This window comes from Kocuria sp. (assembly GCF_030538595.1).
Classification (GTDB): Bacteria; Actinomycetota; Actinomycetes; order Actinomycetales; family Micrococcaceae; genus Kocuria.
The window spans coordinates 470,907-495,745 of sequence record NZ_JAUNTS010000001.1 but is presented as its reverse complement, the minus strand read 5'-3'; the positions used below and the strand labels follow the sequence as shown (position 1 = coordinate 495,745).

Genomic DNA, 24,839 nt, shown 5'->3' with positions numbered 1-24,839 from the left:
ACAATGAAAAACTCCCAGCAGAAATCGCGGTCAAATGCTCATTCAAAGAGCATGAAACCCGCCTGTTGAAATCCCTGGAGAGCACCAACAGCCTACCGAGTTGGAGACTGAGGTCAACTGGTGGCTCAATTCAGGGGACGGGGGTAGTGGTCCCTGGGCGCCGTTACCAGGTGCTCTCAGAGGGCTGCATGGGTGGCCCCGGAGGAGCTGCGGCCAGCCGCAATCCAAGCCCGGTGATAATGCTCCAACAGTTGATCTCCCAGCGCTGACCAGGTCCGATCCTTCACTGTTTCCCGAGCCGCCACCGCAAATGCCTGCCGCTTGCCGGAGTCTCCCAAGAGGTCCTGAACCTGGGTTTTGAGCTGATCCAGATTGCCGGGTTGATAGAGCCACCCGTTGCGGGACTGATCCACCAAGTCCACCGGCCCACCGCGACCCGTGGCCACCACCGGAACGCCTGATGCCATGGCCTCCTGGATGGTTTGACCGAAAGTTTCAAATTCCCCGGGGTGCACAAAAATATCGAAAGAGGCCATGAGGCGAGCTAATTCAGAGCCCGTTTGGAAACCCGCAAAATGAGCGTTCGGCAGGCGTTGCTCCAACTGGGCGCGTTCCGGCCCGGAGCCCACAATCACCAGCCGAGAATCTGGCAGGGAATCCAGCACAGCCAGGTCTTCCACCTGCTTTTCCGGAGCCAACCGCCCCAGATAACCCACTAGCTTGCGACCGCCACCAACCTGGCTGCGCCACTGCTCATCCCGGTGGGCCGGGTCAAAGCGCACCGCATCCACCCCGCGGCGCCACATGCTGATGCGCTGGACACCTCTTTGCTGCAGGTGGTCAATGGAGGTGGTGGACGGCGCCAAGGTCAAAGTGGCGGTGTTGTGCATGGTCTTGACGTGGGCCCACAGGGCATCTTCCAGAAAGGCTGCGCCGTAGCGGGCGGCGTAGCCCGGGATGTCCGTTTGATAAACCGCCACGCAGGGCAGCGCCATCTGGTGGGCTGCTTGGATGGCACGCCACCCCAGGACGAAGGGGGAGGCCACGTGCACCATGTCCGGGCCGAACCTGGTCAGAATCTTGCGCAGACGTTGCACCGTGCCCCCGGCCACGCGGACTTCCGGATAGCCGGCCAACGGAAAGGCTGGGAGGCGGTGCACAGGTATTCCCTGGAGCTGGGGGACTCCGGCGGCGGCGCCGTCAAAAGCCTCCACCACGTGCGTGAGTTGCAGGGGGTCCGCGGATGGTGCCACCACCATGACTTCATGGCCGCGGTTCTTCATGTGCTCCAGCACTCGGATTACCGAATGTGTCACACCGTTCATGTGGGGGAGGAACTGTTCTGCGATCACGGCGATTCTCACCCTTCCACCGTGTGCGCCCCACCTGGACTGAGGCACACGCCAGGGTGACGGCGTGGTGAAGGCATGATGAACGCCTGGACACAGCACACGGGGCAGTGTGCACGGCACACATCACAGTGCACACGGGACACAACACACGAGGCACAACGCGGAAACAGCGCACCGATGCCCCGCTGGGAATCCTGCCCTGAGCGCAGCATTGGACCGTTCGGTGTCACACCTGGCAGATCCTCGGTACACGCGTGGAAGTGGGTGAACCGTGCGACCATAGAGCTGATGTCGAACACCGTGCCCACTTCCCCGAACAGGCCATCACGGCCGAACACTTCAGCGCGCCGTGCCAACCCCGCAGGTCCAGAGGTGGAGCACGATTCCGGCGGGCCACGGTCCCCTGGAGACCAGCGGCGCTCAACAGGCCAAGAACACCACGAAACCGAGCAGCGAGCGCGCGTTGCCGGTGTGCCCTGGACCCGGGGGCTGATTCCGGGGGTGAGCATCGCCGTCGTCACCCTGGCTGTGGTGCAGGTGTCCGTGCTGCTCGCCGTGATTGCAGGCGGTTCGGCCGATCTTTCCTGGGGCTCCGGATTGGGGCTGGGTGCACAGCTGTGGCTGTTGTCCCTGGGGATTCCGCTGGAGGTGTCCGTGGCTCCCCTTGCGGGGGTGGCTGCGCAAACCGGGGTGGTGAGCCTTGCCCCGCTGGGGCTGAGCCTGCTGACAGCTGGACTAGCCTTTGCCGCCGGTAGCGGTTTGGCGCGCAGGGCGCCGTACGGTGCGGGCCTGGCGCCCGTGGTGCTGACCACCGGTGTGGTGCACGCCGTGGTGGCAGGAATCATCGCGCTGGTCACGCGCGGTGGGGTGGCCCAAGCCAATCCGCTGCACGCGCTGGCCATGGGCGGCGTCATTGTTGTGGTGGCCACCGCCATCGGCGCGTTGATCGGCGGTGGCACCCCGGCTGCTCTGGTGGGTGCTGCCACCGTGGAGCGAGCCCGCCGGGCGGGGCAGGAAATGCGCTGGGCCGGTTCCTACCTCTGGGCCGTGCTGCGCGCAGCTGTGGTGGCCGCCTTGGCCGGAATCGCCGTGGGTGCGGTGGTGCTGGCCATCGCCGTGAGTCTTGGCTGGCAGCAGATTGTCACCATCCAGCAGCAACTCGGTTCGGACGCGGCCGGGGACACCGTGTTTTTTGTCCTGCACCTGGCCCTGCTGCCCAATTTTGTGATCTGGACCCTGTCCTGGGCCTCCGGCGCCGGGTTCTATCTGGGGCAGGGGGCTTTGGTATCCCCGGCCGGGAGCTCTGTGGAGACGCTGCCGCTGCTGCCAATCTTTGGCGCCCTGCCGCCGCAGGATGCGCCGGTTGCCTTGGCCGCGATTCCTGCGCTGGTGGTGTTGTGCGGGGTGCTGGCCGGATGGTGGTTTGTCCGCGAAGGCGAAAATCATCTGGCCGAGTGGATCGCCATTCGCATTCCCTGGCGGGTGCTCTCCGTTCCCCTGGGGATTGTGGCCACCGGTGTGCTGATCGGCGCGGTGACAGCGCTGTTGGTGGCAGCCCTGCTGGGGCTGGCTTCCGGGTCACTCGGCGTGGGCCGGATGGACCTGGTGGGCCCCTTGGTGTGGGAGGGCGCCCTGGTCATCGGCGCCGAAGTTGCACTGGGAGCCGCACTCGGTGCGGCCGTAGGACCGTGGGCGGAACAGAGCCGCGCCGTGCGCTCGCCGGTTCCCACAACGACGTCGCCGCAGCACCCCATCCCCTCATCGTCCCAAGCCACCCCCGCATCGGTGGACCATTACGTGGTGGAAGACCATGGGGTGGATGGTCAAGGGGCGGACGGCCAGCGTACGGGCCGTCAAGGGATGGATGGTCAGCGGACGGAGAGCCAGGGGAAGAAGTCGCGCGGGCTGTTTCGCTCGGCGGGGTCTCAACCCGGCGGCTCCCAAGCTGGAGACTCCCAAGCTGGTGGCTCGCAACCCGGCGGCTCCCAAGCTGGTGACTCCCAACGTGAAAACCCCCAGGGCGGAAGCCTTGAACCCTCCGGGGCCAAGGCTACGTCCGCAGGTAGGTCTTCCGGGGCGCATGGCACGGCCACAGCACTCACCGGGACCTCTGTGCCCGCCGGGACTGTCACGACCACCGGCACCACGGATGCTGCTGGTCGGGGATCGACGGTAGCCAAACCGTCACGCGGGGCTTTGGAGCGTGACCGAGAGGCGCAACGTCGTAGCGCGATTGCTCAAAAGCAGCGTGACCGGATTCAGCAGGCCGATCAGAAAGCGCAGAAACGATATGCAGCAGCGGAGAAGCGCAGACAGCGCCGGAAAGCTGCCCGCGACCGCTGAGTGCGGTGGCTCAGGCATCAGGATCGCCGAGCTCCCACCAGGTTGCCGAGCTCCCATCTGCTTGCTGACCTCCCCCAAAACCGCCGACTTCCCACGTCCTGGCACTCTTTTGTGCAGCTGGATGGGGAGTCGATGGATGAGGGGAGGAGGGGAGGAGGGGGAGTCAGCCCAGGCCCGGAAGCAGGAGACCGCGCAGATCGTCCTCCATCTTTTCCTGGCAGGCGGCTTGGCCGGAAATGGTCACGGATTGGGCCACACATTGTTCGTAGCCGGACACCGTGTCCCAAAAAGCCAAACGGACACCACCTGTGATCAGGGAAAAGCCAGCCACCACCATGGCCACCAACGTGGAAATGAGGATCAGGGTGCGGCGGTTGGCTCGGCGAAGACCGAGGATGGCCATCACGGAGAACACCAGAGCGGCCACACCGGAGACCACACCGGCAACGGTCATCCACAGCGGCCCGGAGGTCATGAACATGGAGACACCAGCAGCGCCCAACGCTAGCAGGGCCAGACCCAGGGGGTTGCGGGCCAAACGGCGGGATGATCGGGAAGGGCCGCCTGCCGCGGGATCCTGCTGAGCGGAATCTGAGGAGCCATCGGGGCCTGGCCGTTCAGACTGCGGCGGTGACGGTGGCCGGGAAGGTGCGGTACTCATGGAAACAACTCTATGCGGAACAAGACAACTGTCTGCCCAACCGGCCTGAACTGTTGACCCGGGGTGGGGGCGTTGGAGGCCAGGGGCACCCCATTAGACTCGTGCCATGCGTCTTGTTGCTCTTGTCTCAGGCTCCGGAACCACGTTGCAAGCTGTTGTGGACGCGGTGGCTGATGGCCGAATCCCAGCCCAGGTGGTGGCGGTAGGGGCAGACAAACCATGCCAGGGCTTGGAACGCGCACGCGCTGCCGGAGCGCAGACCTTTGTGGTGGAACCGGTGGCCTATCCGGATCGTGCCTCCTGGAACCGTGGACTACAACAAGCCGTGGCGCATCACAAACCGGATCTGGTGCTGCTGGCCGGATTCATGCGCATTGTGGACGCTGAATTTGTGGCAGCTTTTGCCCCCCACCTGATCAACACTCACCCGGCGCTGCTGCCGTCCTTCCCGGGCGCCCACGGGGTACGGGACGCTCTGGCGCACGGCGTCAAGATCACGGGAGCCACCGTGCATCGCGTGGTTCCGGAGGTGGACTCCGGAGAGATCCTGGCGCAGGTGGCGGTGCCCGTGCTGAGCGACGACGACCAAGAGACCCTGCACGAACGCATCAAAGTGGCAGAACGAGAACTTTTTGTGGAAACGGTCGCCGAGTTGGTGACCGCCGTAAACTGACCCAGTCACCGGCTGCTGGGCCCGGGCCCAGAACCTTGGATCACCCGTTGGAATTGGACCAAGGGCCGGACCGCACCGAATCGTCAACCTCGGGAGCTAAACCTCGTGACCAACACCCAGGACCGCATGCCCATCAAGCGCGCTCTGATCTCCGTGTATGACAAGACCGGATTGGAGGAACTGGCCACGGGTTTGAACCGAGCCGGGGTGGCGATTGTCTCCACCGGTTCCACGGCCAAGCGCATTGCCCAAGCCGGGGTGCCCGTCACGGAAGTGGCGGCCCTGACCGAGTTCCCTGAATGTTTGGAGGGCCGCGTCAAGACCCTTCACCCGCGGGTTCACGCCGGTATCCTGGCTGATCGGCGCAAGGAGGACCACCTTCAGCAGCTCGGCGAGCTGGGCGTGGAACCCTTTGATCTGGTGGTGGTCAACCTCTACCCGTTCGTGGACACAGTCAAATCCGGTGCCGATCAGGACGCGGTGGTGGAACAAATCGACATTGGCGGACCCTCCATGGTGCGTGCCGCCGCCAAGAACCACCCCTCCGTGGCCGTGGTGGTGGACCCCAGCCGTTATGACCAGATCTTGGAAGCCACCGCCAACGGCGGGTTTGATCTGGCCGCGCGGCGTCGTTTGGCTGCTGCCGCCTTTGCCCACACAGCCGCGTATGACACTGCCGTTGCCACCTGGTGTCAGCAGCAATTCCCGGAGGAAGCCGGCGCTGAACCCGCCCCGGTGAGTTTTCCGCCCTACGCCGGGTTGGCCTTTGAGCGTGCTGAGACGCTGCGCTACGGCGAAAATCCGCATCAGGACGCCGCTCTGTACGTGGATCAGGCCGCTGCCCCGGGCATTGCCCAAGCGGAGCAGCTTCAGGGCAAGGCCATGTCCTACAACAACTACGTGGATGCAGACGCCGCCTTGCGCGCTGTCTACGACTTTGCCCAACCCGCCGTGGCCGTGGTCAAGCACAACAACCCGTGTGGTCTGGCGGTTGCAGACCCGGACGCAGTGGATCCTGTGGCCAATGCCCATGCCAAAGCTCACGCCTGCGATCCTCTCTCCGCTTACGGTGGGGTGATCGCCGTCAACAGCACCGTCACAGCGGCAACGGCCGAGAGCATCAAACCCATTTTCACCGAGGTGGTGGTGGCTCCGTCCTTCCAGCCGGAGGCGTTGGAGATCTTGGCCGCCAAGAAAAACCTGCGCGTGTTGCAACTGCCGGAGGGCTTTGGCCGCGACCCCCTGGAATACCGTCAGATTTCCGGCGGTGCACTCATGCAAATCAGCGACCGTGTGCAAGCAGACGGTGATGACCCCGCCAACTGGCAGCTGGTGGCTGGAACTGCGGCGGATGAAGCCACGCTGGCGGATCTGGCCTTTGCCTGGACTGCGCTGCGCCCCGTGAAGTCCAATGCCATCCTGTTGGCCAAGGACGGCGCCACGGTGGGCATTGGCATGGGCCAGGTCAACCGTGTGGATTCGTGCCGTCTGGCCATTGAACGTGCCAACACGCTCTCCGAAACCGGCGCCATCCGAGCCGAAGGCTCCGTGGCAGCCTCGGATGCGTTCTTCCCCTTTGCCGACGGTCTCCAGGTACTGCTGGAGGCGGGGGTCAAGGCCGTGGTACAGCCAGGCGGCTCCATCCGCGACGACGAGGTCATTGCCGCAGCTCAGGAAGCCGACGTGACCATGTACTTCACCGGGGCGCGGCACTTCTTCCACTGAGCTGCGGCACTTCTTCCCCTGAGACTTGGTCTCAAACCATGAGGCGGGGGCAGTTCACTGAACACTTCAGTGAACTGCCCCCGCCTCATGGTTTTGCCCGGCGCCGGTGCTCAGCCCTGCTCGGGTGCTGCTCCCTGGGCGGGGTCGCTGTTGGAGTCCATGGCGGAGAGCGCTTCCACAAAGGCGGCTTGCAGTTCCTCCGGTGTGGTGGCCGGGTGGTAGCTGCCGCCGGTGGACTCAGCAATGGCAGTCATGGCTTCCGCATCGGCATCAGGGGAGATGCCCAGAGCCACGATCACCACGGGGCGGTTGGGGTCCTGTTCTTCCTGGAGGTCTGTGGTGAGCTCTTCCAGGCTCATGGAATCACCCGTGTAGACCTCCTGGGCGCCGTCGGAGACCAGCAGCACCATGTTCAGCTGACCGTCCTGGTAGTTCTCCTGCTGGTTGCGGAACGCGGCCAGAGTGGTTTCGTACAGGTTGGTTTGGCCCCGCGGCTTGTATTCAGCGGTGGCCAGAGCCTGCTGCAGAATCTCACGCTGGGTTTTGCCGTCCACGCCCTCTTCCATGCCGCGGGTGGGCACCAGTTCGATGTACGGGGTGTCACCGCCCAGATCATCGGAGAACAGCCAAATCCCCATGGAATCGCGGGCCGGGAAGAGCTGGCTGCCCAACATCAGAGTTTGCACGGTGGTCTCCCACCGCGTTTGACCGTTGGCTTCCTCCGTGCCCATGGAGCCGGAGGCATCCAACGCCACCAGAGCATTCAACGGAGCGGCCTGGTTGCGGTAGCTCTCCACCACTGTGGTGGTCACGTCCTCATTGGGGGCTGGCAGACGGGCAGGGTCGCTCACCGCGGAGTTATTGTTGATCTGACCATCCGGGGTGCGCAGGTTGGCATCAGTCAGGGCCTGTTTGCCTTCCTCCGAGCTGAGCCACTGGCTGATTTCATCGGCGGCGGTCCGTACGGCGTCGTTGTTCTCCAAAGAATTTCCGGAAGACAGGAGCGGGAAGTCCAGGAAAGAGGTTCCATCGGCAGGAAGCCCCGCGGTCAACCCCGAATCAGCGTTCTCAGCGATGAAGTCCAGGTAGTCACGTTCGGAGACGATGGCCCGCCCGCCGTCGTTGCTGACGGCTTCCAACATTTCCGGGGCCGAGAGGATGGGGCTGTTCACTCCCTGGGTCTGGGCTCGCGGAGTCAAGGCTTGCGCGGCTTCCGTTTGGCTGACCTGTCCGTCACTGACCTCCGAGGACACGCTCAGCAAGGCCAGGCGAGCGCCGCCGTCGCGGTCCGGGTTGCCCATGCGGGTGTTGTCATCGGTGAGCACACCGGTCCAGGTTTCACCGGCATCCACGGTGTTCTGGGCCACCAGCACGCCGGGGGAGGAGGCCAAGGAGCCCGTGTGGACGGTGACGGCGTCATCCAGTAGGTCGGCAGGGACTCGCGTGGTGGAGTCGGGGATCCACAGAGGTTGGCTCAATTCCCCGGACTCGGCACGGATGGCAGTTTGAGTGCTGGATTCGGAGGTGATGTCCAGCTGAATGCAGGAGTCGCCGTCAACCGGCTTGTTGGCCAGGGCATCCGCCATGGCCTGCTCGGTGACCAGAGCTACCCGCTGGGTGGAGTCGCAGCTGGAGGGAACGGCGCCGGTCTCCGAGTCGTTCTGGGTCACCAGCAGCAGGCCGCCACCGCCCACCACAATGAATGCGGCGGCACCCAGAGCCGCCCACCGTAGACCGGTCTTTTTCTTCTCTGCTTCTCGCCAGGCACGGCGGGTGGGGGCAGGGGGCAAGGCGGGTTCCTTCAGTCATAGGTAGGACCGTTCTCACTCTGGACCGTCGGCTAGGCGCCCGAGGCAGACGAGCTCCGGACCCGGAGGTAGGCGTGATCACGGACTATCCCGGACAGTCTTGCACCCGGATTGGCCTCCCGCTGCATCCGCTGCGTCCCCATTCTTGTAGCCAACATCGGCCAAACAGATGAATTCGCAAGAGAATCGCGGTGTGAGTGATTGTTGTGTCAACAGATGTGGGGACTTGGGTGAAACGCAACACACGGAAGGCGGTGCGGCCCTAGTTCTGCACTCGATTGTTCACCCGAATGTGTCACCAAACGGTCGCGGCGTGTTAGCAGCTTGGTCATGTTGACTCTGTGCGAGAAACTAGAGGAGTGAACCACGATCACAGTGCGAATGAGGCGGATCAGCTTGGCCCACAGTCGAGCCCAACACAGCCATGTCGGCGGTCGCGCGGGAGCGCACCTACCATTTACGACGTCGCAAAGTTGGCGGGGGTGGCACCCTCGACTGTTTCACGTGCCTTTGCCCGGCCAGGCCGAGTCTCCTATGAGACGGCGGAACGGATCCGGGAAGCGGCCGATGAACTCGGTTATCGTGCCCGCACGATTTCACGGAATGCGGATGGGCGCAACGGCACCCAGATGATCGCCCTGGTGGTTACGGATATTTCCAACCCGGCGTTCTTTGATCTGATCCGCGGTGCCGAGGAAGCTGCGGCTGAGGCCGGGTACACCTTGCTTTTGGCGAACTCGCAGGAATCAGATCGCCGCGAACGTGAAGCACTGGAACGGGTCTTGCCGCTGGTGGATGGGGTGTTGCTGACATCCTCCAGAATGTCTGATTCGGCTGTGCGCATGACAGCCAAGCAAAAGCCCACCATCATCATGAACAGAGCTGTCTCCGGTGTGGTGTCTGTGGTGACGGACAACCCCACGGGCACACGCCGCGCCGTGGAGCATCTGGCAGCTCAAGGTTGCAAGGATGTCACCTACGTGGCCGGGCCGGAGGCCTCGTGGGCCGACGGCATGAGGTGGCGCGCTGTTCGGGAAGCCGGTGTGGAGCACCATTTGCGGATTCACCGGATCGGTCCGGCCACCCCCACCGTGGCGGGGGGCCGCGCAGCGGCTCTGGCCTGGGCGGCAAATCGGACCCCCGGGGTGATCTGTTACAACGACCTTGTGGCCATGGGTTTTGTTCGTACGGTGCATGAAATGGGATTGCAGGTTCCGGATGACGTTGCCGTGATCGGTTACGACAACATCATGTCCCTGTCCTTCCTGAATCCCAGCATGTCCACGATTGCTGCACCCATGCACGCTGTGGGGACCACGGCAGCCAAGAACTTGGTGGCCATGATCAAAGGTGCTCTGCCCACCTCCAACCGGCCTTTGGTGCTACCCACCAAACTGGTGGTGCGTCAGTCCAGCGACATCCGCGGACGGTTTGACGCAGCCACCGCCGTGAGCTGACAGCCACAGAACCCAGCCACGCAGCGCAGTTACACAACGCAGCCGCACCGGCTCAGTGCGTCGTCAGCCCCAGGTCAGCTCGGATTGCATCGAACAGCTGCGCGCGGGTCAGGGAGTCCTCCCAGGGGACAAAGGGGGATTCCAGCAGACCTGCGCGGATGCAGCGGGTGGCCTCCCGGATTTGGGGCACGTAGCCGGCACCCACCGTGGTGATGGTTTCGATCACGGGCCCCAAACCGTTGCTGTGGCGTTGATCGGTCATCCACTCCAACGACGCCGGATTGTTCAACCGTCCCTCAACGCGTAACCAGCCCTGCGTTGCGGACAGGGTGACACCGGTGGCGGGGACCCGGCGCAGGGTGGCAGAGATGTGGGCACAGCCTCCGGTCCGCTCCAGCTGCAGGGCAAGGTCATCATCCACACCCGTGGGTCCAATGTGGCCGACCACGCAGCGCTGTAGGACTTCTGCCTGGATGGCATCCGAGTACAGCAGTGGGTAGACCACCATGTCCAAGGTGACCCCACCGCCGTCGGCGGGAGAGAAGAGCCGGTGCTGGGGATCGGGTGTGGCGTTGAACCCAATGGCGCCCGTGACGCTGAGTACCGTCCCCAGCCGGCCCGAGTTCACAATGTGCATGACGCGCCGGAACCCCGGGGTCATGGCGGTCCACACCGCCTCCATGAGCAGGCAGCCGTGCTGCTGTGCCAGGTCCACAAGATCGCGGACTTCTGCAGCACTGACCGCCAGCGCTTTTTCGCAGAGTACGTGCTTGCCGGCCAGCAAGAGCTCGGCCACGTGCTGGTGGTGGTAACCGTGTGGGGAGGCAACGTAGACCACCTCCACCTCCGGATCTTGTGCCAGGGCCCGTACGCCGGTCAGGTTTTCTGTACCTGGGGCCCCATCCCAGTAGGACCGCTGGAAGCCGTGATCGGCGGCAAACTGCCGGGCCCGCCGCGCGGAGCGGGAGGAGACCGCCACCAGTCGGGCATCTGGCAGCAGTGCAATGTCAGGGACCACTCGCGTGGCGATGGCACCGGGCCCCACCACACCCCATCCCAGAGGTGGGAGGTTCGGATCAGTGGGGGACAGCGGGTCATCCAGATGCGGGGCGTGGAGCCCGGCAAGTGCAAAGTCAGCCAGGTGATTCTGCGGTCCGGCATCGGAAGGTTGATGCGGTGCGCCGTCGGGCTGATGTGCGGTGTGCATTCATTCACTGTGACACGGCCCAGCGGCACAAGCCACCGACTGCGTAGGATTCTGGTATGCCCAAGGTCAGCCAGGAGTACCGCAACAATCGTCGCCGCGCCGTGGTGGACGCGGCCACGGACTGCTTCTTGGCGGAGGGCTACCGTGGAGCCTCCATGCACCATGTCATCGCCGCCACCGGGCTCTCGGCCGGCGCCATCTACAACCACTTTCCCGGCGGTAAGGCCGAACTGGTCTTGGCTTGCGCCAATACAACTCTGGATCGGGTGTTTGAGCTGGCCCAGCACCACGTGGCGGAACCGTTCAACCCGGAACAGTGGTTGGTGGGAGTCCTGGAGGCCCTGGCCGAACAACCGCGAATGGCACGCCTACTGCTGGTCATCTGGGGAGAAGCTGCCGTGGACACCAGTGTGTTCGGCGTGCTGGGCGTTCACATGGAGGCCGTGCGCGGTCTGATCAGTGAACAATTCTCCACGTGGGCCATCCGCGAGCTGGGGCTCAGCTCGGCGGAAGCCGCCGACTGGGTGAGCCTGTTCTCCCAAGCTGTGCTCTCGGTTCTGCACGGATGGGTGGTGCAGTCCCAGCTGCTTCCCGGTTTCTCCCACGAGGCTTATGTTGAGTACGCCCGCACCATTGCCGCTGTGGGCTGAGCCAAGGAGAAGGAGACCCGTGGAAGCTGTGATTGCACCCTGGGAAGGTCAGGAGCCGGTCATTGATCCGGAAGCCTTTGTGGCCCCGAACACCACGGTGATTGGTGATGTGCACATTGGTTCAGGCTCCGGTGTGTTTTATGGCACCGTGGTCCGCGCAGACCGTTCGCCCATCCGCATGGGGGACGGCTCCAACCTGCAGGACAACTGCACCGTGCACTCAGATCCCGAATACCCCTGCACCATCGGTTCGGGGGTCTCCGTGGGGCACGCCGCCGTGCTGCACGGCTGCACCGTGGAGGACAACGTGCTGATCGGCATGTCTGCCACCGTGCTCAACGGCGCGGTGATCGGTGCCGGATCGCTGGTGGCGGCGGGGGCCGTGGTCCTGGAAGGCACGGTGATCCCACCGGGCTCTCTGGTGGCCGGTGTCCCCGCCAAAGTAAGGCGGGAGTTGACCGCACAGGAGCAGCAGCAGATCACCGTCAACGCCCAGACCTACCTGCGGCTCTCCGCAGGTCATCGCGCCTTGCACTCCTGAAACCGCGTCGTGAACAACGACGACGCCCCCTCCACCCGCTGCAGCAGGTCACGCGAGGTGGAGGGGGGCGTCGTCGAAAAGGGGATGAGCCGTCAGCGGGTGCGGATGGAGACGGCGATCTTCTGACCGCCCTTGAGCACGTACTCGGCGCCGTGGACATGAATGGTCACGGGATCGGCGCGCTTGGAACTGCCTTCCAGCTCCAGGACGTCGTGGTCAATGCTCACGCGGATCACTTGCCCGCGGTAGAGGACCGTGAACTTCACCTGGTCCAGCTGACGTGGCAGGTGCGGGCTGAACTCCAGCCAATCGCCACGTACTCGCATGCCCGCATAGGCGCGGGTGACCACGTCCACGGAGCCGGCCATGGCACCCATGTGGATGCCCTCACCGGTGGTGCCGCCCTGGGTGTCGTCCATGTCCACCACCAGGGCGTCCTGGAAAGAGGCCCAGGAGCGGTCCGGCGCCAACCAGGCCAGGACTGCTGCGTTGACCACCTTGGACAGGGAAGACCCGTGGGAGGACCGCGCAATGTAGAAGTCCACGGTGCGCTCCACAACATCCAAGTCGATGTCGTAGCCCATGCAGCCCAGCTCTTCGATCAGACCTTCCGGGCCCAACAGGTAGACCAACATGATGGTGTCAGCCTGCTTGGAGAGCTTGTAGTTATTGGTCATGTCGCCTTCGTTCTCCAACAGGAGATCCAGGCGGCCAATGTTGCGGTACTTCTTCTTGTAGTAGTCCCAGTCCAGCTCATCAAGGTCGTCATAGCCGTCGTACTGGGAAATGGTGCCATCGGAGTTGAAGGCGATGGAGAGTTTCCTGGACATCTCCAGCCAACGCGCGGGCTCATCCTCAGTCACACCAAAGCGGGCCATGAGCTCTTCACGCTGGTGATCCACCATGTCGTGGAAGATGTGCGCCGAGTGGCGGAACAGCCAGGCAGCCAACACGTTGGTGTACGCATTGTCCTTGAGCCCACCGCCGTGCTGGCCGCGGGGGCCATCGTGATATTCGTCCGGACCCATCACACCGCTGATGTGGTAGCGGCCATCTGACTCGTCAAACTCGGTGAGAGAGGCGAACAGGCGGGTGATGCCGATGATCAGCTCAGCACCCTGGCCGGAGAGCCAGTCGATGTCACCCGTGGTTTCGTAGTAGTGCCACGCGTTGAAGGCAATGGCCAAGCCAACGTGGAACTGACGCCAGGAGTTGTCCGGCAGCCACCGCTGGGAGTGGTGGTTGTAAAGCTCCGGGGGAGTCTCCTCCCGTCCGTCCGAACCTGACTGCCACGGGAAGGCCGCACCCTTCAGGCCGAATTCATGGGCGCGGTAATAGGCCATGGGAAGTCGGCGCCACCGGTAAGACAGCAGCGAGCGGGTCACATGCGGTTCATGCAAGGAGACCAGCGGCAGGATGTAGACGTCATCCCAGAAAATGTGCCCCCGGTAGCCTTCACCGTGCAGACCGCGCGCCGGAACACCGGCGTCACGGGTGGACAGATGTGGGGCCAAGGTCTGGGCCGTGTGGAACACATGTGTGCGCAGTGCCAACTGGGTCAGCAGTTCCTCTGGAGCCTGATCCGGCTCCAGATCAACGTCGTAGCGGTCCCACAGCCGCTGCCACGCCAGTTCGTGCCCCGGCAACAGTCCCCGGAAGCCGCGCGGGCTGCGGTCCAGCTGGGACAGTGCGCCGTCACGCGGGGAGCCAATGGCGGCATCGCGGCTGGTGACCACTGCGGTGGTGGTGTCAATGACTACCGGTTCACCCCTGCGCGCACCCACCTGGTGACGCCGGAACTCCGTGCCGCCCGGGCGAATTTCACGCCGCGCCCGAATAGCAGCACCACCGCGCACCTCAGTGCGCTGAGCGGTGGCAATCTGGATCTGCGACTGGTTGGTGGTGACCAAGCTCAGCAGCGTCTCCTCCTCATCCGGCAGCGTGGTGGATTCAATGGAGTTCAGGTGGTAGGAGTTCAGTTCCTTGTACTCCTGCACGCCGCTGTTGGTCACGGCGGGGTCGATGCCGGTGCGGACATGGATGCGGCCCGTGAAGTTCAACGCCGTGATGGTGGTTTCCTGAGCGCCCAGGTGACGTAGCCGCAGTGAGACAAGTCGGCGCTGCACCACGGAGAGCTTGGGACGCTCGCCGTCTTCGGTGAGATCACCGTTTAGGTCGGTCAGAGTCATGGAGCGGGTCAAAACACCGGTACGCAGATCCAGTTCCGTGCGTTCTTCCGAGTACTCCAAGCCACCTTCGGACAACCAGGTGCCGCCGGAGGCCCGCAGGTCCAAGTGCGTCCAGTTGGGGGCGTTGACCATGGATTCGTGCTCGATGTCGCGGCCGTTGATGTGGCTGACCACACGATTGAAGACACCGGACAGGTAGTTGCCCGGGTAGTGGATGCCATCCGCAGAACGCTCAGAGTGAGAGCCGCGTACGCCCATGTAGCCGTTGGACAGCGTCAGCAAGGACTCGCGGCGCGGCTGTGCCGCGGGGTCAAAACCGTCAAAGATCAGCTTCCAGGAATCTTCGCGGGCAGCACCGAGGTCCAGCTCACCGGCATCGTTGAGCACCATGTGGGCGCCACCGTTGTAGAGCGCCTGGCGGTCACCGTGGCGAGCAATGCCCACCACCAGCGCGAACCCACCGGCCACACCTGCTTCAACACCGGCCACGGCGTCCTCAACCACCACAGCGTTGGCCGGGTCCACACCTAGTTCTTGCGCGCAGAGCAGGAAGGTGTCCGGAGCGGGCTTGCCGGGCAGGCCCAGACTGGCTGCGGTGGCACCATCCACAATGTGATCGAACAGATTGCTCAATCCGGCACGTTCCAGCACATTGGTGGAGTTGCGGGAGGCCGTGACCAGCCCCACGGGAACTTTGGCTTCGCGCAGCCGTTCAATCAACTTCACGGTGCCGTCAAAAACTCGGACCCCGTGCTCTTCCAGAGCTTCCCCAAAAAAGGTGTTCTTCAACGCGGCTTGGCCCTGAACTGTCCAGGCACCGGCTTGGTCGTCGTCGTTACCTTCCGGCAAAGCTGCACCACGGGAGGCCAACAACGTGCGGATGCCGTCCTCACGACGGCGCCCGTCCACAAAATCACGGTAATCGGTGGTGATCTCGAACTGTCGGCGGTCGATCTCACCGCCGTCGGTCAGAGGTTCCAGGCGGTCGTCGCCCAGGACAGCATCAAAGAGCAGCTTCCACGCTGAGGCATGGACCGCGGCGGTGTCTGTGATGACTCCATCCATGTCAAAAATGACGGCGGAGTAAGGAGTGCGCAGTCCATCCGAGGGTTTCTCAGGGGCCTCATCCCCGCGAATCTGCGGAATGGAAGCCGTGAAAGGTGCGGTGGGTAGTGCGTTCACAGGTGCTCCTGTACTAACGAGCCCCTACCCTGTCCGTCTGAATGCGGCACACCGCCGCCAAGGACCTGAGGGATCGGGCGCGGCTGTGCGTCGGAAGACCGGGGAAGCTTACGGTTGAGTACACCCTCCCCCGGATTCAGGTGTTACCCAAGATTAAAGCACGCGCGCGCATACGTTATGTAGGTGAGAGGTGTCTCAATTATGGTCTGGGCCTGCTGCGTGTGCCCTGTGACCTGAGCGCGAATCCGGCAAACCGTAACGGAGACAGTCTTTAAGATTTGCCCGCTCGGCTGTATGCGCCCAGCACGTTGCGCTCGGAGGAGAGCAAGTACCGCTCAAGTTCCTCAGCCGCGGCTACGGGGCCCTGTTCGTTGAACACCGACAGGATGCCGCGATTGCCTTGAACAAAAGGCTCATGCACTGTGTGGGGGTCATCTATGGCCAGAAAAACCAAACGCAGCTCTGCGGCAACGTTGCGGTACATGCGCAGTAGTCGGGGGCTGTCCGCCAGGGAAACGATCGCCTCGTGGAAAGCCATGTTGGCGCTGCCCGTTCCCAGCCAATTGTGCTGCGCGGCGTGATTTTCAGCTTGCTCCAATGCCCGCATCATCTGGCTGACGCCCGGATGATGGGGCTGAGCCTGGCGCAGTGAGGTGCCCTCAATGTTTCGCCGACACCTGTAGATGTCCACCACATCAGCCACAGTTGGTGCCGCAACTGAGACCCCCCGGTGCGGCACATGGACCAGTAGGCCCTGCTCGGCGAGGACCCGGTAGGCCTCCCGGAGGGTGTTGCGGGAAACATCGAGCTGACTGGTCAGCGCCGATTCGGACAGCCGGGCGCCGGGCATGAACTCACCGTCGATGATCTTCTGGCGCAGGGTTTCTGCCAACGAGTCCCGGTAAGTCACCCTTGGATTCTACGGGGATCGGCGGTGGTCTCAGAGGTGCCTGGGTTCTAAACGGAAGCGCAACCTCGGCGAAAAGATTGTTGAACAATAGTGGGTAGTTTGTTCTATGATCAACGTCACAGAAGACGTTGATCGTGTCCGAAGGGAAGTCACATGGCAGACTCCACCGCCAAGGTTCCAGGTTCCACCGGCAATGGCCCGGGTCGGGGTGGTCATGACCGTTCCCCGAATCTCAGTAAGAGTGTTTCCCGGGGTGCTGTGATCGGTGCCATCTTCTTGATGGCAACCTCGGCGATCGGGCCGGGGTTCATCACACAGACGGCCACCTTCACCGCCACCATGGGGGCAGCTTTTGCCTTTGCCATTTTGGCCTCCGTGATCATCGACATAGCTGTTCAGCTGAACATCTGGCGCATGATCACCTCCTCCGGGCAGCGGGCAGGTGACCTTGCCAACCGGGCCATTCCGTTCTCCGGACACTTCATTGCGATCTTGGTGGTCATGGGTGGTTTGGCCTTCAACATCGGCAACATTGCAGGCGGAGGGCTCGGCCTCAATGCCTTGCTGGGGATTGACCCCAAGATCGGGGGACTGCTCACCGGAGCCCTGGCCATCCTTCTGTTCCTGATCAAGAAGGCCGGGCGGGTCATGGACGTGGTTCTGATCCTGCTGGGTATCGGCATGATTGTGATGACGGTTGTGGTGGCCGTCATCTCACAGCCACCGGTGGGTGAGGCGCTGCGGCAGACCGTGGCACCGGACCAGCTGAACTTTGCCACCATCACCACCATCGTCGGTGGAACGGTTGGTGGCTACATCACCTACGCGGGCGCGCACCGCTACCTGGACTCGGGCCTCACGGGACCGCAGCACTCCGCGGGTGTGATGCGCTCGGCCACCAACGGTATTTTGGTGACCGCTGTCATGCGGTACGTCCTCTTCTTGGCCATCCTGGGTGTGGTGGCTTCCGGGGTTGTGCTGGACGTATCGGGGCAGGCCGCCAATCCCGCAGGCCAAGCCTTCGGCGCGGTCTTGGGCGATGCCGGCATGCGGATCTTCGGGGCGATTTTCTGGGCGGCAGCGTTGAGCTCTGTGATTGGGGCCGCCTACACTTCTGCCACTTTCCTTTCCACCTTCAGTCGCAGGGTGGCCACCGGGTGGCCATTACAGCTGGTCACCGTGGCTTTCATTGCGGTGTCCCTGGTGATTTACCTCTTGATTGGCACCGCGCCCGCTGCCCTGCTGGTGTTCGTGGGCGGTTTCAACGGATTGATCCTGCCCGTGGGGCTCACGGTGTTCATGTACATCGGGTGGTTCCGCCCTGATCTTCTGGGGGTAAGCAAGTATCCGCGCTGGTTACTGATACCTGGCACGTTGGTCACAGCACTGACCTGGTACATGGGTAGCGTTTCAATCGGGCCGATCTTTGCCTTCCTGGGCGTCACGGGCTGACGGTTCCATTCGGGTGCGTCAAACCCTGATTCAAGATCGGCAGGCGCGCTCAGCAGTATTTCCACCGCAGGTTTCTTCTACGCACGGCATCAGGAGGACATCATGCCCACCATGGATTTGAACTCGGACTTGGGAGAGAACACTCCAGACCGCGTGGTTGGTGACGACCAGGCAATGCTGGAGATTGTGACCAGTGCCAATGTGTCCTGTGGTTTTCACGCAGGTAGCCCGGAGGGGATTCGGGACACGGTGGCGGCGGCGCTGGACCGCGGTGTCAGCGTGGGAGCACACCCGGGGTATCGGGATTACGCAAACTTTGGCCGTACGGCCGTGGAGGTCGATTCGGCCACGTTGCAGGCCCACGTGGAGTATCAACTGGGCGCACTGATGGGGATCACCACGGCGCTGGGAGGTCATGTCTCTTACGTCAAACCGCACGGCGCTCTCTACAACACCATTGCGCGTGACCAACGCCAGGCTCGTGACGTGGTGGCCGCCATCAAAGCAATAGACCCGTCCCTGGTGCTCTTGGGCCTGGCGGGTGGCGTTGTTCTGGAGGTTGCCGAACAAGCGGGCCTGACGGTGGCCGCTGAAGCCTTTGCCGACCGTGCCTACCAATCCGATGGTCAACTGGTGTCACGGACCCGCAGTGGCGCTGTGCTGCATGATGCCGCTGAGGTTGCCCAGCGCATGTTGCGGTTGGCGCAGGACGGAGTGATCCGTTCGGTGGACGGCACAGATGTCCGGATCAATGCCCAGTCCATCTGCGTTCATGGCGACAGCCCTGGGTCCGTCGCCATGGCGGCGCAGACCCGCAGCATCCTGGAGGCATCAGGTGTTCAGATGGCTCCGTTCGCAGGTTCCTGATGCGGATTCTCAGAGCTTCTGACACCGCACTTCTGGTGGAGGCTGCGGACCTGGCAGAAGCCATGCGTCTCAATCTGTCTTGGACAGACGTGGCCGGTGTGCGTGAGTTGATCCCCGGGGCGCGAACAGTTCTGGTGCGTTTTGATCCCGCGCAGATTTCCGCGGGGGAACTGGCCGCCGATCTCAGGGCGGCCCCGGTGCAGGAAGCCCTGAGCGCCCACTCGCGGCAGGTGAGCATTGCCGTGCACTACGACGGCCAGGATCTCACGGAGGTGGCTGAGATATTGGGTGTCGCTGCGGAGACGGTCATCGCCCGCCACCTGGCGGTGCCGTGGCAGGTGGCTTTTTCCGGATTTGCCCCGGGTTTTGGCTACGCGGTGAGCTCTGATCCGCTCTTTGACGTGCCGCGGCGCAGTTCCCCACGCACCAAAGTCCCCGCAGGGTCGGTGGGGCTTGCCGGTCCGTTCACGGGGATTTACCCCCGCGAAAGCCCCGGTGGCTGGCAGCTGATCGGCCGCACGGACGAACGCCTGTGGGACCTGGACCGGGAGCCGCCGGCGCTCCTGGCCCCGGGCACTGAGGTCACTTTCCAGCGGGCACCGCGGCCAGTGGCGAACCTGAGCGCCACCACCCACACCACCACCCACGACGCCGACCGCACGGCCTCAGGCGTGCCCGCCCCCGAAGGTGATGCTGCCGCGCCGTCGCCCTCGAACATCCAGGACGGTCCGTACGGCGCCGCCGGTGAGTTACGTGTGACCCAGTCGGGAGTGCAGACCTTGGTCCAAGACCTGGGCCGCCCGGGACATGCAGCTCTGGGAGTCTGTGCCTCCGGCACCGCCGACCGGATCGCCCTCCGGGCAGCCAACCGTGCCGTGGGCAACGCACCCGGTGAGCCAGTTCTGGAATGCGTGGGAGCCGTGAGCTTGGCCTATGCGGGCCCGCCCACCATCATGGCCGTGATGGGAGCTGAAGGTGAGGTGGCGCTGCACGCGGCCGACGGCGTGGAACACGCCGTATCAACCGGTGCCGCGTTTGCGGTGGAGGACGGGGACCACATCACCATGCAGTACCCGTCAGCTGGACTGCGCTATCTGGTGGCGGTCCGGGGTGGGATTGCGGCACCACGCGCACTGAACAGCAGTGCCTCTGACACCTTGGCCGGGCTGGGGCCCGCAGCACTGCACACCGGGGACCGCATTCCGGTGGGGGACCCCGGGGATGCCCCGAACGTCGTCGAACTCAGCGGTGGACAGCGCCACCTTCCGCAACCGGGGGAGAGCGTGGAACTGGCCATCACGTTGGGCCCCAGAGATGACTGGTTCACCGCTGCCGCCGTGCAAACGCTGCTGGAACAGGACTGGGAGGTCACTCAGCGGTCGGACCGTGTGGGCTTGCGCCTTGCGGGGGAGACCCCCTTGGAGCGAGCTCTGGACGGTGAACTGCCCAGTGAAGGGGCAGTGACCGGCGCCATCCAGGTCCCACCGGACGGTCAACCCGTGTTGTTTCTACCGGATCATCCGTTGACGGGCGGTTACCCGATCATCGGGGCCGTGACAGACGACCACCTGGACCTTGCCGGACAACTTCCCCCGGGAACCCGGATTCGGTTTTACCGGGATGAGCGCGCTGAACGGATTGAAGGAGAGCAGTTGTGAAGAAAATCCTGATCGCCAACCGCGGGGAAATTGCGGTTCGAGTCATCCGTGCGTGTGCTGAGGCCGGTTATGTGTCCGTGGCCGTTTATGCGGATCAAGACGCAGATGCCATGCACGTGCGCCTGGCCGATGAAGCCTACGGACTGGATGGCACCACCGGAGCGCAGACCTACCTGTCCATCGAGTCTTTGCTGAATGCAGCGCAGCTCTCCGGTGCAGATGCCATTCACCCGGGCTACGGATTTCTTTCCGAAAGTGCGGAATTTGCTCGGGCTGTCCAGGAGGCTGGACTGGTCTGGATCGGTCCCACACCGGAGAGCATCACGGCGCTGGGGGACAAAATGACCGCCCGGCGCCTGGCACAGCAGGTGGGGGCGCCGTTGGCTGCGGGTACCGACCAACCGCTGGAGGACCCCCGCCAAGCCGTTGCTTTTGTGGAGGAACACGGGCTGCCGGTCATCATCAAGGCCGCCCATGGCGGTGGGGGTCGCGGCATGAAAATCGTCCGCGATCTGGAGGAGGTGGCGGAGGCTTTTCAAGCTGCACGCAGAGAGGCCATTGCGGCCTTTGGGCGCGGGGAGTGCTTCATTGAACGATTCCTGGAGGCCCCGCGCCACGTGGAGGTGCAGGTGTTGGGCGACGGCGCCGGTGGCGTGGTGGTGGTTGGCGACCGCGACTGTTCTGTGCAGCGGCGTAACCAGAAGCTCGTGGAAGAAGCCCCAGCGCCTGGACTCAGCGCCGAACAGCGCCGTGAACTGCACGACTCCGCCCGCAAGATCTGCGCGGAAGTCAATTACCGCGGAGCCGGAACCGTTGAATACCTGCTGGCCGCGGATGGCACGTTGTCCTTCCTGGAGGTCAACACCCGGTTGCAGGTGGAACACCCTGTGACTGAGATGGTGACAGGCACTGATCTGGTGCGGGAGCAATTGCGTATTGCCTGCGGAGAAGGGCCTTCCTTCACCTCCACTCCACCGCCGGTGGGGCACGCGGTGGAGATCCGGATCAATGCCGAGGACCCCGGGCGGGGATTTTTGCCGAGCCCGGGGGTGATTGACCTGCTGCGCGTACCGGGCGGCCCCGGGGTGCGGTGGGATGCCGGCGTGCAAACCGGGGACACGGTGCAACCGGCCTTTGACTCCCTGATGGCCAAATTGATCGTCCACGCACCGGACCGGGAGGCGGCGCTGCGTCGGGCTCACCGGGCGCTCCACGAACTGGAGGTCAGCGGTCCCGCCACCGTGGTTCCATTCGCCCGCTTGGTGCTGGAATCCCCCGAGTTTCGTACGGATGGCTTTGCCGTGCACACCCAGTGGATTGAAGCCACGCTTCTGCAGCGAGTGGAGGCTCAACCACGGCCGGAACCAGTGGCGGGTCCGGACCTGCAACGCTTCCCCGTGGAGATTGACGGCCGCCGCGTTGTGCTGGGGCTGCCCGCAGCCCTTCTGGCCCAAGCCGGTACTGGCGGGGACAAGCCCACAGACGGTGAAGAGCACAAGAAATCGGGTGAGCTGCGGGCGCCGTCGCCGGGCACTTTGGTGCGCTGGTTGGTGAACGACGACGCCGCGGTCACCCAGGGCCAAGCCGTTGCCGTTCTGGACGCCATGAAGATGGAGACCCAGGTGACGGCACACCGGGATGGTGTGCTGCACCATCGGGTGGAAGTCGGTGCGGTGCTGGCGGCAGAGGCGGTACTGGCGGAAATCACGGCTGGTGAATCGGGGAAACCGTAGCAAGCACACGCGTGAGGCCGTGAGAACCTGGTGGCGGAGGCTCGGCCTAGAATGGTCAACGGCCGTCCACCAACGCGCTCCCAATTCACCCACCAGCCAATGCTCACGGAGTTGAATGCCCGTGAGCCCAGGAGGAATCGCATGAGCCCCACGCCCTTTGAGGACGTCACCAACCGCCCGCTGTCAGAAGTGGATCCGGAGGTTGCCGCGGCAATCACCGCCGAAGTCGGAAGACAGCGCGACACCCTGGAAATGATTGCCTCGGAGAACTTTGCTCCCCGTGCGGTGCTGGAGGCTCAGGGCTCGGTGCTGACCAACAAGTACGCGGAGGGTTACCCGGGGCGCCGGTACTACGGCGGTTGTGAACACGTGGATGTGGTGGAGAACCTGGCTCGGGATCGCGCCACTGCCCTGTTCGGTGCGGATCACGCCAATGTTCAACCGCACTCCGGTGCGCAGGCCAACAGCGCGGTGATGACCGCACTGATGGAGCCGGGGGACACCCTCATGGGGCTCTCTCTGGCCCACGGCGGTCACCTGACCCACGGGATGAAGCTGAACATCTCCGGCAAGCTCTACAACATTGCCGCCTATGAGGTGGACCCGAACACCCATCGGTTGGACATGGACCAGGTCCGCCAGGTGGCATTGGCCAACAACCCCAAGGTGATTGTGGCCGGGTGGTCTGCCTACTCCCGGCAGCTGGATTTTGAGGCTTTCCGATCCATTGCGGATGAGGTAGGCGCCAAGCTCTGGGTGGACATGGCGCATTTTGCCGGTCTGGTGGCAGCCGGACTGCATCCCAATCCGGTACCCCATTCGGACGTCGTGTCCTCCACGGTCCACAAGACCCTGGCCGGGCCACGTTCCGGGGTGATCCTGACCACGGAGGAGTTCAAGAAGAAAATTGACTCCAATGTGTTCCCCGGACACCAGGGCGGACCGCTCATGCACGCCATTGCGGGTAAGGCCGTGGCTTTCAAGATCGCGGGCACGGACGAATTCAAGCAGCGCCAGGAGCGCACCATTGAAGGTGCCAAGATCATCGCGGAGCGATTGGCGGCCCAGGACGTGGCTGATGCAGGCGTGTCCGTGCTGACCGGAGGCACGGATGTGCACCTGGTGCTGGTGGACCTACGCAACTCTGAGCTGGACGGCAAGCAGGGCGAAGACCTGCTGCACCAGGTCGGTATCACGGTCAACCGCAATGCCGTGCCATTCGACCCCCGCCCGCCCATGGTCACCTCCGGTCTGCGCATCGGTACACCGGCGTTGGCAACCCGCGGATTCGGTGCTACCGAGTTCCAGGAAGTGGCAGAGATCATCGCTGCCGCGCTCAAGCCGCAACCCGACGTCGAATCCCTGCGTGCTCGCGTGGACAAGCTGGCCGCTGACTTCCCGCTCTACAGCGGGCTGGAGGAGTGGTGATGAGCGCGAGTGTGCTGGATGGGACTGCCACAGCGGCTGCCATCAAGAACGAACTGACGGAACGCGTAGCTGTCCTGAGCGCGCGCGGCCACACCCCGGGGCTGGGTACGGTACTGGTGGGGGATGATCCCGCGTCCCGCTCCTATGTGGGCGGTAAGCACAAGGATTGTGCGCAGGTTGGGATCACTTCCATCCGCCGCGATCTACCGGCTGAGATCTCCCAGGAGGAATTGGAAGCGGAGATCGAGGCGCTGAATGCAGACCCCGCTTGTACCGGGTACATCGTGCAGTTGCCGCTGCCGGAGCACATTGACACCAATCGGATTCTGGGCAAGATCGACCCAGCCAAAGATGCCGACGGTTTGCATCCCACCAACCTGGGCAAACTGGTGCTCAACGTGAATCAGCCCATGGATTCCCCGCTGCCGTGTACCCCACACGGGATTGTGGAGTTGCTGCTGCGCCATGACATTGACCTCAAGGGCAAGAACGTGTTGGTGATTGGCCGCGGGGTGACCGTTGGCCGGCCCATTGGACTGTTACTGACCCGCAAGTCCATCAACGCCACCGTGACGTTGGCCCACACAGGAACACGCAACCTGGACGCCCTGCTGGCCGCCGCCGATGTGGTGGTGGCCGCCGCCGGTCAGCCGCACATGGTCAAGGCCGATCAGGTCCGGGAGGGCGCCATCCTGTTGGATGTTGGTGTCTCCCGCATTGCGAATCCGGAAACGGACAAACCCAAGCTGACAGGGGACATTGAACCCGCCGCTGCCGAACGTGCGGCGTGGATGTCCCCCAATCCGGGTGGGGTGGGTCCCATGACCCGTGCCATGCTCCTGGTCAACGTGGTGGAAGCGGCCGAGCGAGCTGCGGGGCTGGAACCCGCAACCTGAGCGGAAGGTAGAAGCGGCAGCAGGTCTCCAAGACCGCAGACCGCATGCGATCGCCCTGGACGTGTTGCGCCCAGGGCGATCCCATGCGCGCAGAAGTTTCACCGGGT

At 63.8% G+C, this 24,839-nt stretch carries 18 protein-coding genes; 12 read left to right on the top strand and 6 right to left on the bottom strand.

The window, feature by feature from the left end; all coding sequences use genetic code 11:
- Positions 1-176: 176 nt before the first annotated feature.
- Positions 177-1,364, bottom strand: a complete 1,188-nt coding sequence (locus Q4G32_RS02265) for a glycosyltransferase family 4 protein (RefSeq protein WP_303348919.1) — start codon at positions 1,362-1,364, stop codon at positions 177-179.
- A gap of 276 nt (positions 1,365-1,640) precedes the next feature.
- Between Q4G32_RS02265 and Q4G32_RS02260 the strand changes: the two genes are divergently transcribed.
- The gene (locus tag Q4G32_RS02260; protein WP_303348918.1) at positions 1,641-3,695 is read left to right on the top strand and encodes a cell division protein PerM; all 2,055 of its coding nucleotides are present in this window, start codon (positions 1,641-1,643) and stop codon (positions 3,693-3,695) included.
- Positions 3,696-3,858: 163 nt separating this feature from the next.
- Here the strand turns inward: Q4G32_RS02260 and Q4G32_RS02255 are convergent, their stop codons facing one another.
- The gene (locus Q4G32_RS02255) at positions 3,859-4,356 is read right to left on the bottom strand and encodes a hypothetical protein (protein WP_303348917.1); all 498 of its coding nucleotides are present in this window, start codon (positions 4,354-4,356) and stop codon (positions 3,859-3,861) included.
- 106 nt (positions 4,357-4,462) lie between these two features.
- Here Q4G32_RS02255 and purN point away from each other — a divergent pair, with 106 nt between their 5' ends.
- Both purN and purH read left to right on the top strand, forming a co-directional pair.
- On the top strand, positions 4,463-5,029 hold the full coding sequence (gene purN / locus Q4G32_RS02250; RefSeq protein WP_303348916.1) for a phosphoribosylglycinamide formyltransferase: 567 nt from the start codon (positions 4,463-4,465) through the stop codon (positions 5,027-5,029).
- Between the two features lie 126 nt (positions 5,030-5,155).
- Positions 5,156-6,754, top strand: a complete 1,599-nt coding sequence (gene purH, locus Q4G32_RS02245; protein WP_303349011.1) for a bifunctional phosphoribosylaminoimidazolecarboxamide formyltransferase/IMP cyclohydrolase — start codon at positions 5,156-5,158, stop codon at positions 6,752-6,754.
- Between the two features lie 110 nt (positions 6,755-6,864).
- On the opposite strand, the gene Q4G32_RS02240 is transcribed toward purH, so the two are convergent.
- Positions 6,865-8,544: a substrate-binding domain-containing protein gene (locus Q4G32_RS02240; RefSeq protein WP_303348914.1), complete on the bottom strand. Its 1,680-nt coding sequence runs from the start codon at positions 8,542-8,544 to the stop codon at positions 6,865-6,867.
- A 473-nt stretch (positions 8,545-9,017) separates the two neighbouring features.
- Here Q4G32_RS02240 and Q4G32_RS02235 point away from each other — a divergent pair, with 473 nt between their 5' ends.
- The gene (locus Q4G32_RS02235) at positions 9,018-10,019 is read left to right on the top strand and encodes a LacI family DNA-binding transcriptional regulator (RefSeq protein WP_303349009.1); all 1,002 of its coding nucleotides are present in this window, start codon (positions 9,018-9,020) and stop codon (positions 10,017-10,019) included.
- 52 nt (positions 10,020-10,071) lie between these two features.
- On the opposite strand, the gene Q4G32_RS02230 is transcribed toward Q4G32_RS02235, so the two are convergent.
- Positions 10,072-11,226: a Gfo/Idh/MocA family protein gene (locus Q4G32_RS02230; protein WP_303348912.1), complete on the bottom strand. Its 1,155-nt coding sequence runs from the start codon at positions 11,224-11,226 to the stop codon at positions 10,072-10,074.
- 56 nt (positions 11,227-11,282) lie between these two features.
- Between Q4G32_RS02230 and Q4G32_RS02225 the strand changes: the two genes are divergently transcribed.
- Both Q4G32_RS02225 and Q4G32_RS02220 read left to right on the top strand, forming a co-directional pair.
- Positions 11,283-11,876, top strand: coding sequence for a TetR/AcrR family transcriptional regulator (locus tag Q4G32_RS02225; RefSeq protein WP_303348910.1), 594 nt, complete (start codon positions 11,283-11,285; stop codon positions 11,874-11,876).
- A 19-nt stretch (positions 11,877-11,895) separates the two neighbouring features.
- Positions 11,896-12,417, top strand: coding sequence for a gamma carbonic anhydrase family protein (locus tag Q4G32_RS02220; protein WP_303348908.1), 522 nt, complete (start codon positions 11,896-11,898; stop codon positions 12,415-12,417).
- Positions 12,418-12,509: 92 nt separating this feature from the next.
- Here the strand turns inward: Q4G32_RS02220 and Q4G32_RS02215 are convergent, their stop codons facing one another.
- Both Q4G32_RS02215 and Q4G32_RS02210 read right to left on the bottom strand, forming a co-directional pair.
- Entirely contained in the window at positions 12,510-15,788 is a 3,279-nt protein-coding gene (locus tag Q4G32_RS02215; RefSeq protein WP_303348907.1) for a beta-phosphoglucomutase family hydrolase, read from the bottom strand.
- 271 nt (positions 15,789-16,059) lie between these two features.
- Positions 16,060-16,698 carry a GntR family transcriptional regulator gene (locus tag Q4G32_RS02210; RefSeq protein WP_303348905.1) on the bottom strand — a complete coding sequence of 213 codons (639 nt, stop codon included), beginning with the start codon at positions 16,696-16,698 and terminating at the stop codon, positions 16,060-16,062.
- A 279-nt stretch (positions 16,699-16,977) separates the two neighbouring features.
- Between Q4G32_RS02210 and Q4G32_RS02205 the strand changes: the two genes are divergently transcribed.
- The 6 genes from Q4G32_RS02205 (at position 16,978) to Q4G32_RS02180 (ending at position 24,732) form a co-directional block, all read left to right on the top strand.
- Positions 16,978-18,150 (top strand): NRAMP family divalent metal transporter, encoded by a 1,173-nt coding sequence (locus Q4G32_RS02205; RefSeq protein ID WP_303349007.1) that lies wholly within the window; start codon positions 16,978-16,980, stop codon positions 18,148-18,150.
- A 102-nt stretch (positions 18,151-18,252) separates the two neighbouring features.
- Complete coding sequence (locus tag Q4G32_RS02200; protein WP_303348902.1) at positions 18,253-19,017, top strand: LamB/YcsF family protein; 765 nt, start codon at positions 18,253-18,255, stop codon at positions 19,015-19,017.
- A complete protein-coding gene (locus Q4G32_RS02195) occupies positions 19,017-20,675 on the top strand; it encodes an urea amidolyase family protein (protein ID WP_303348901.1) in 1,659 nt (552 codons plus the stop codon). Before Q4G32_RS02200 ends, Q4G32_RS02195 begins: the two co-directional genes overlap by 1 nt.
- Entirely contained in the window at positions 20,672-22,408 is a 1,737-nt protein-coding gene (locus tag Q4G32_RS02190; protein WP_303348900.1) for an acetyl/propionyl/methylcrotonyl-CoA carboxylase subunit alpha, read from the top strand. The genes Q4G32_RS02195 and Q4G32_RS02190 overlap by 4 nt, the downstream gene beginning before the upstream one ends.
- 141 nt (positions 22,409-22,549) lie before the next feature.
- Positions 22,550-23,836, top strand: a complete 1,287-nt coding sequence (gene glyA / locus Q4G32_RS02185; protein WP_303348899.1) for a serine hydroxymethyltransferase — start codon at positions 22,550-22,552, stop codon at positions 23,834-23,836.
- On the top strand, positions 23,836-24,732 hold the full coding sequence (locus Q4G32_RS02180; protein WP_303348897.1) for a bifunctional methylenetetrahydrofolate dehydrogenase/methenyltetrahydrofolate cyclohydrolase: 897 nt from the start codon (positions 23,836-23,838) through the stop codon (positions 24,730-24,732). The genes glyA and Q4G32_RS02180 overlap by 1 nt, the downstream gene beginning before the upstream one ends.
- Positions 24,733-24,839: the final 107 nt, after the last annotated feature.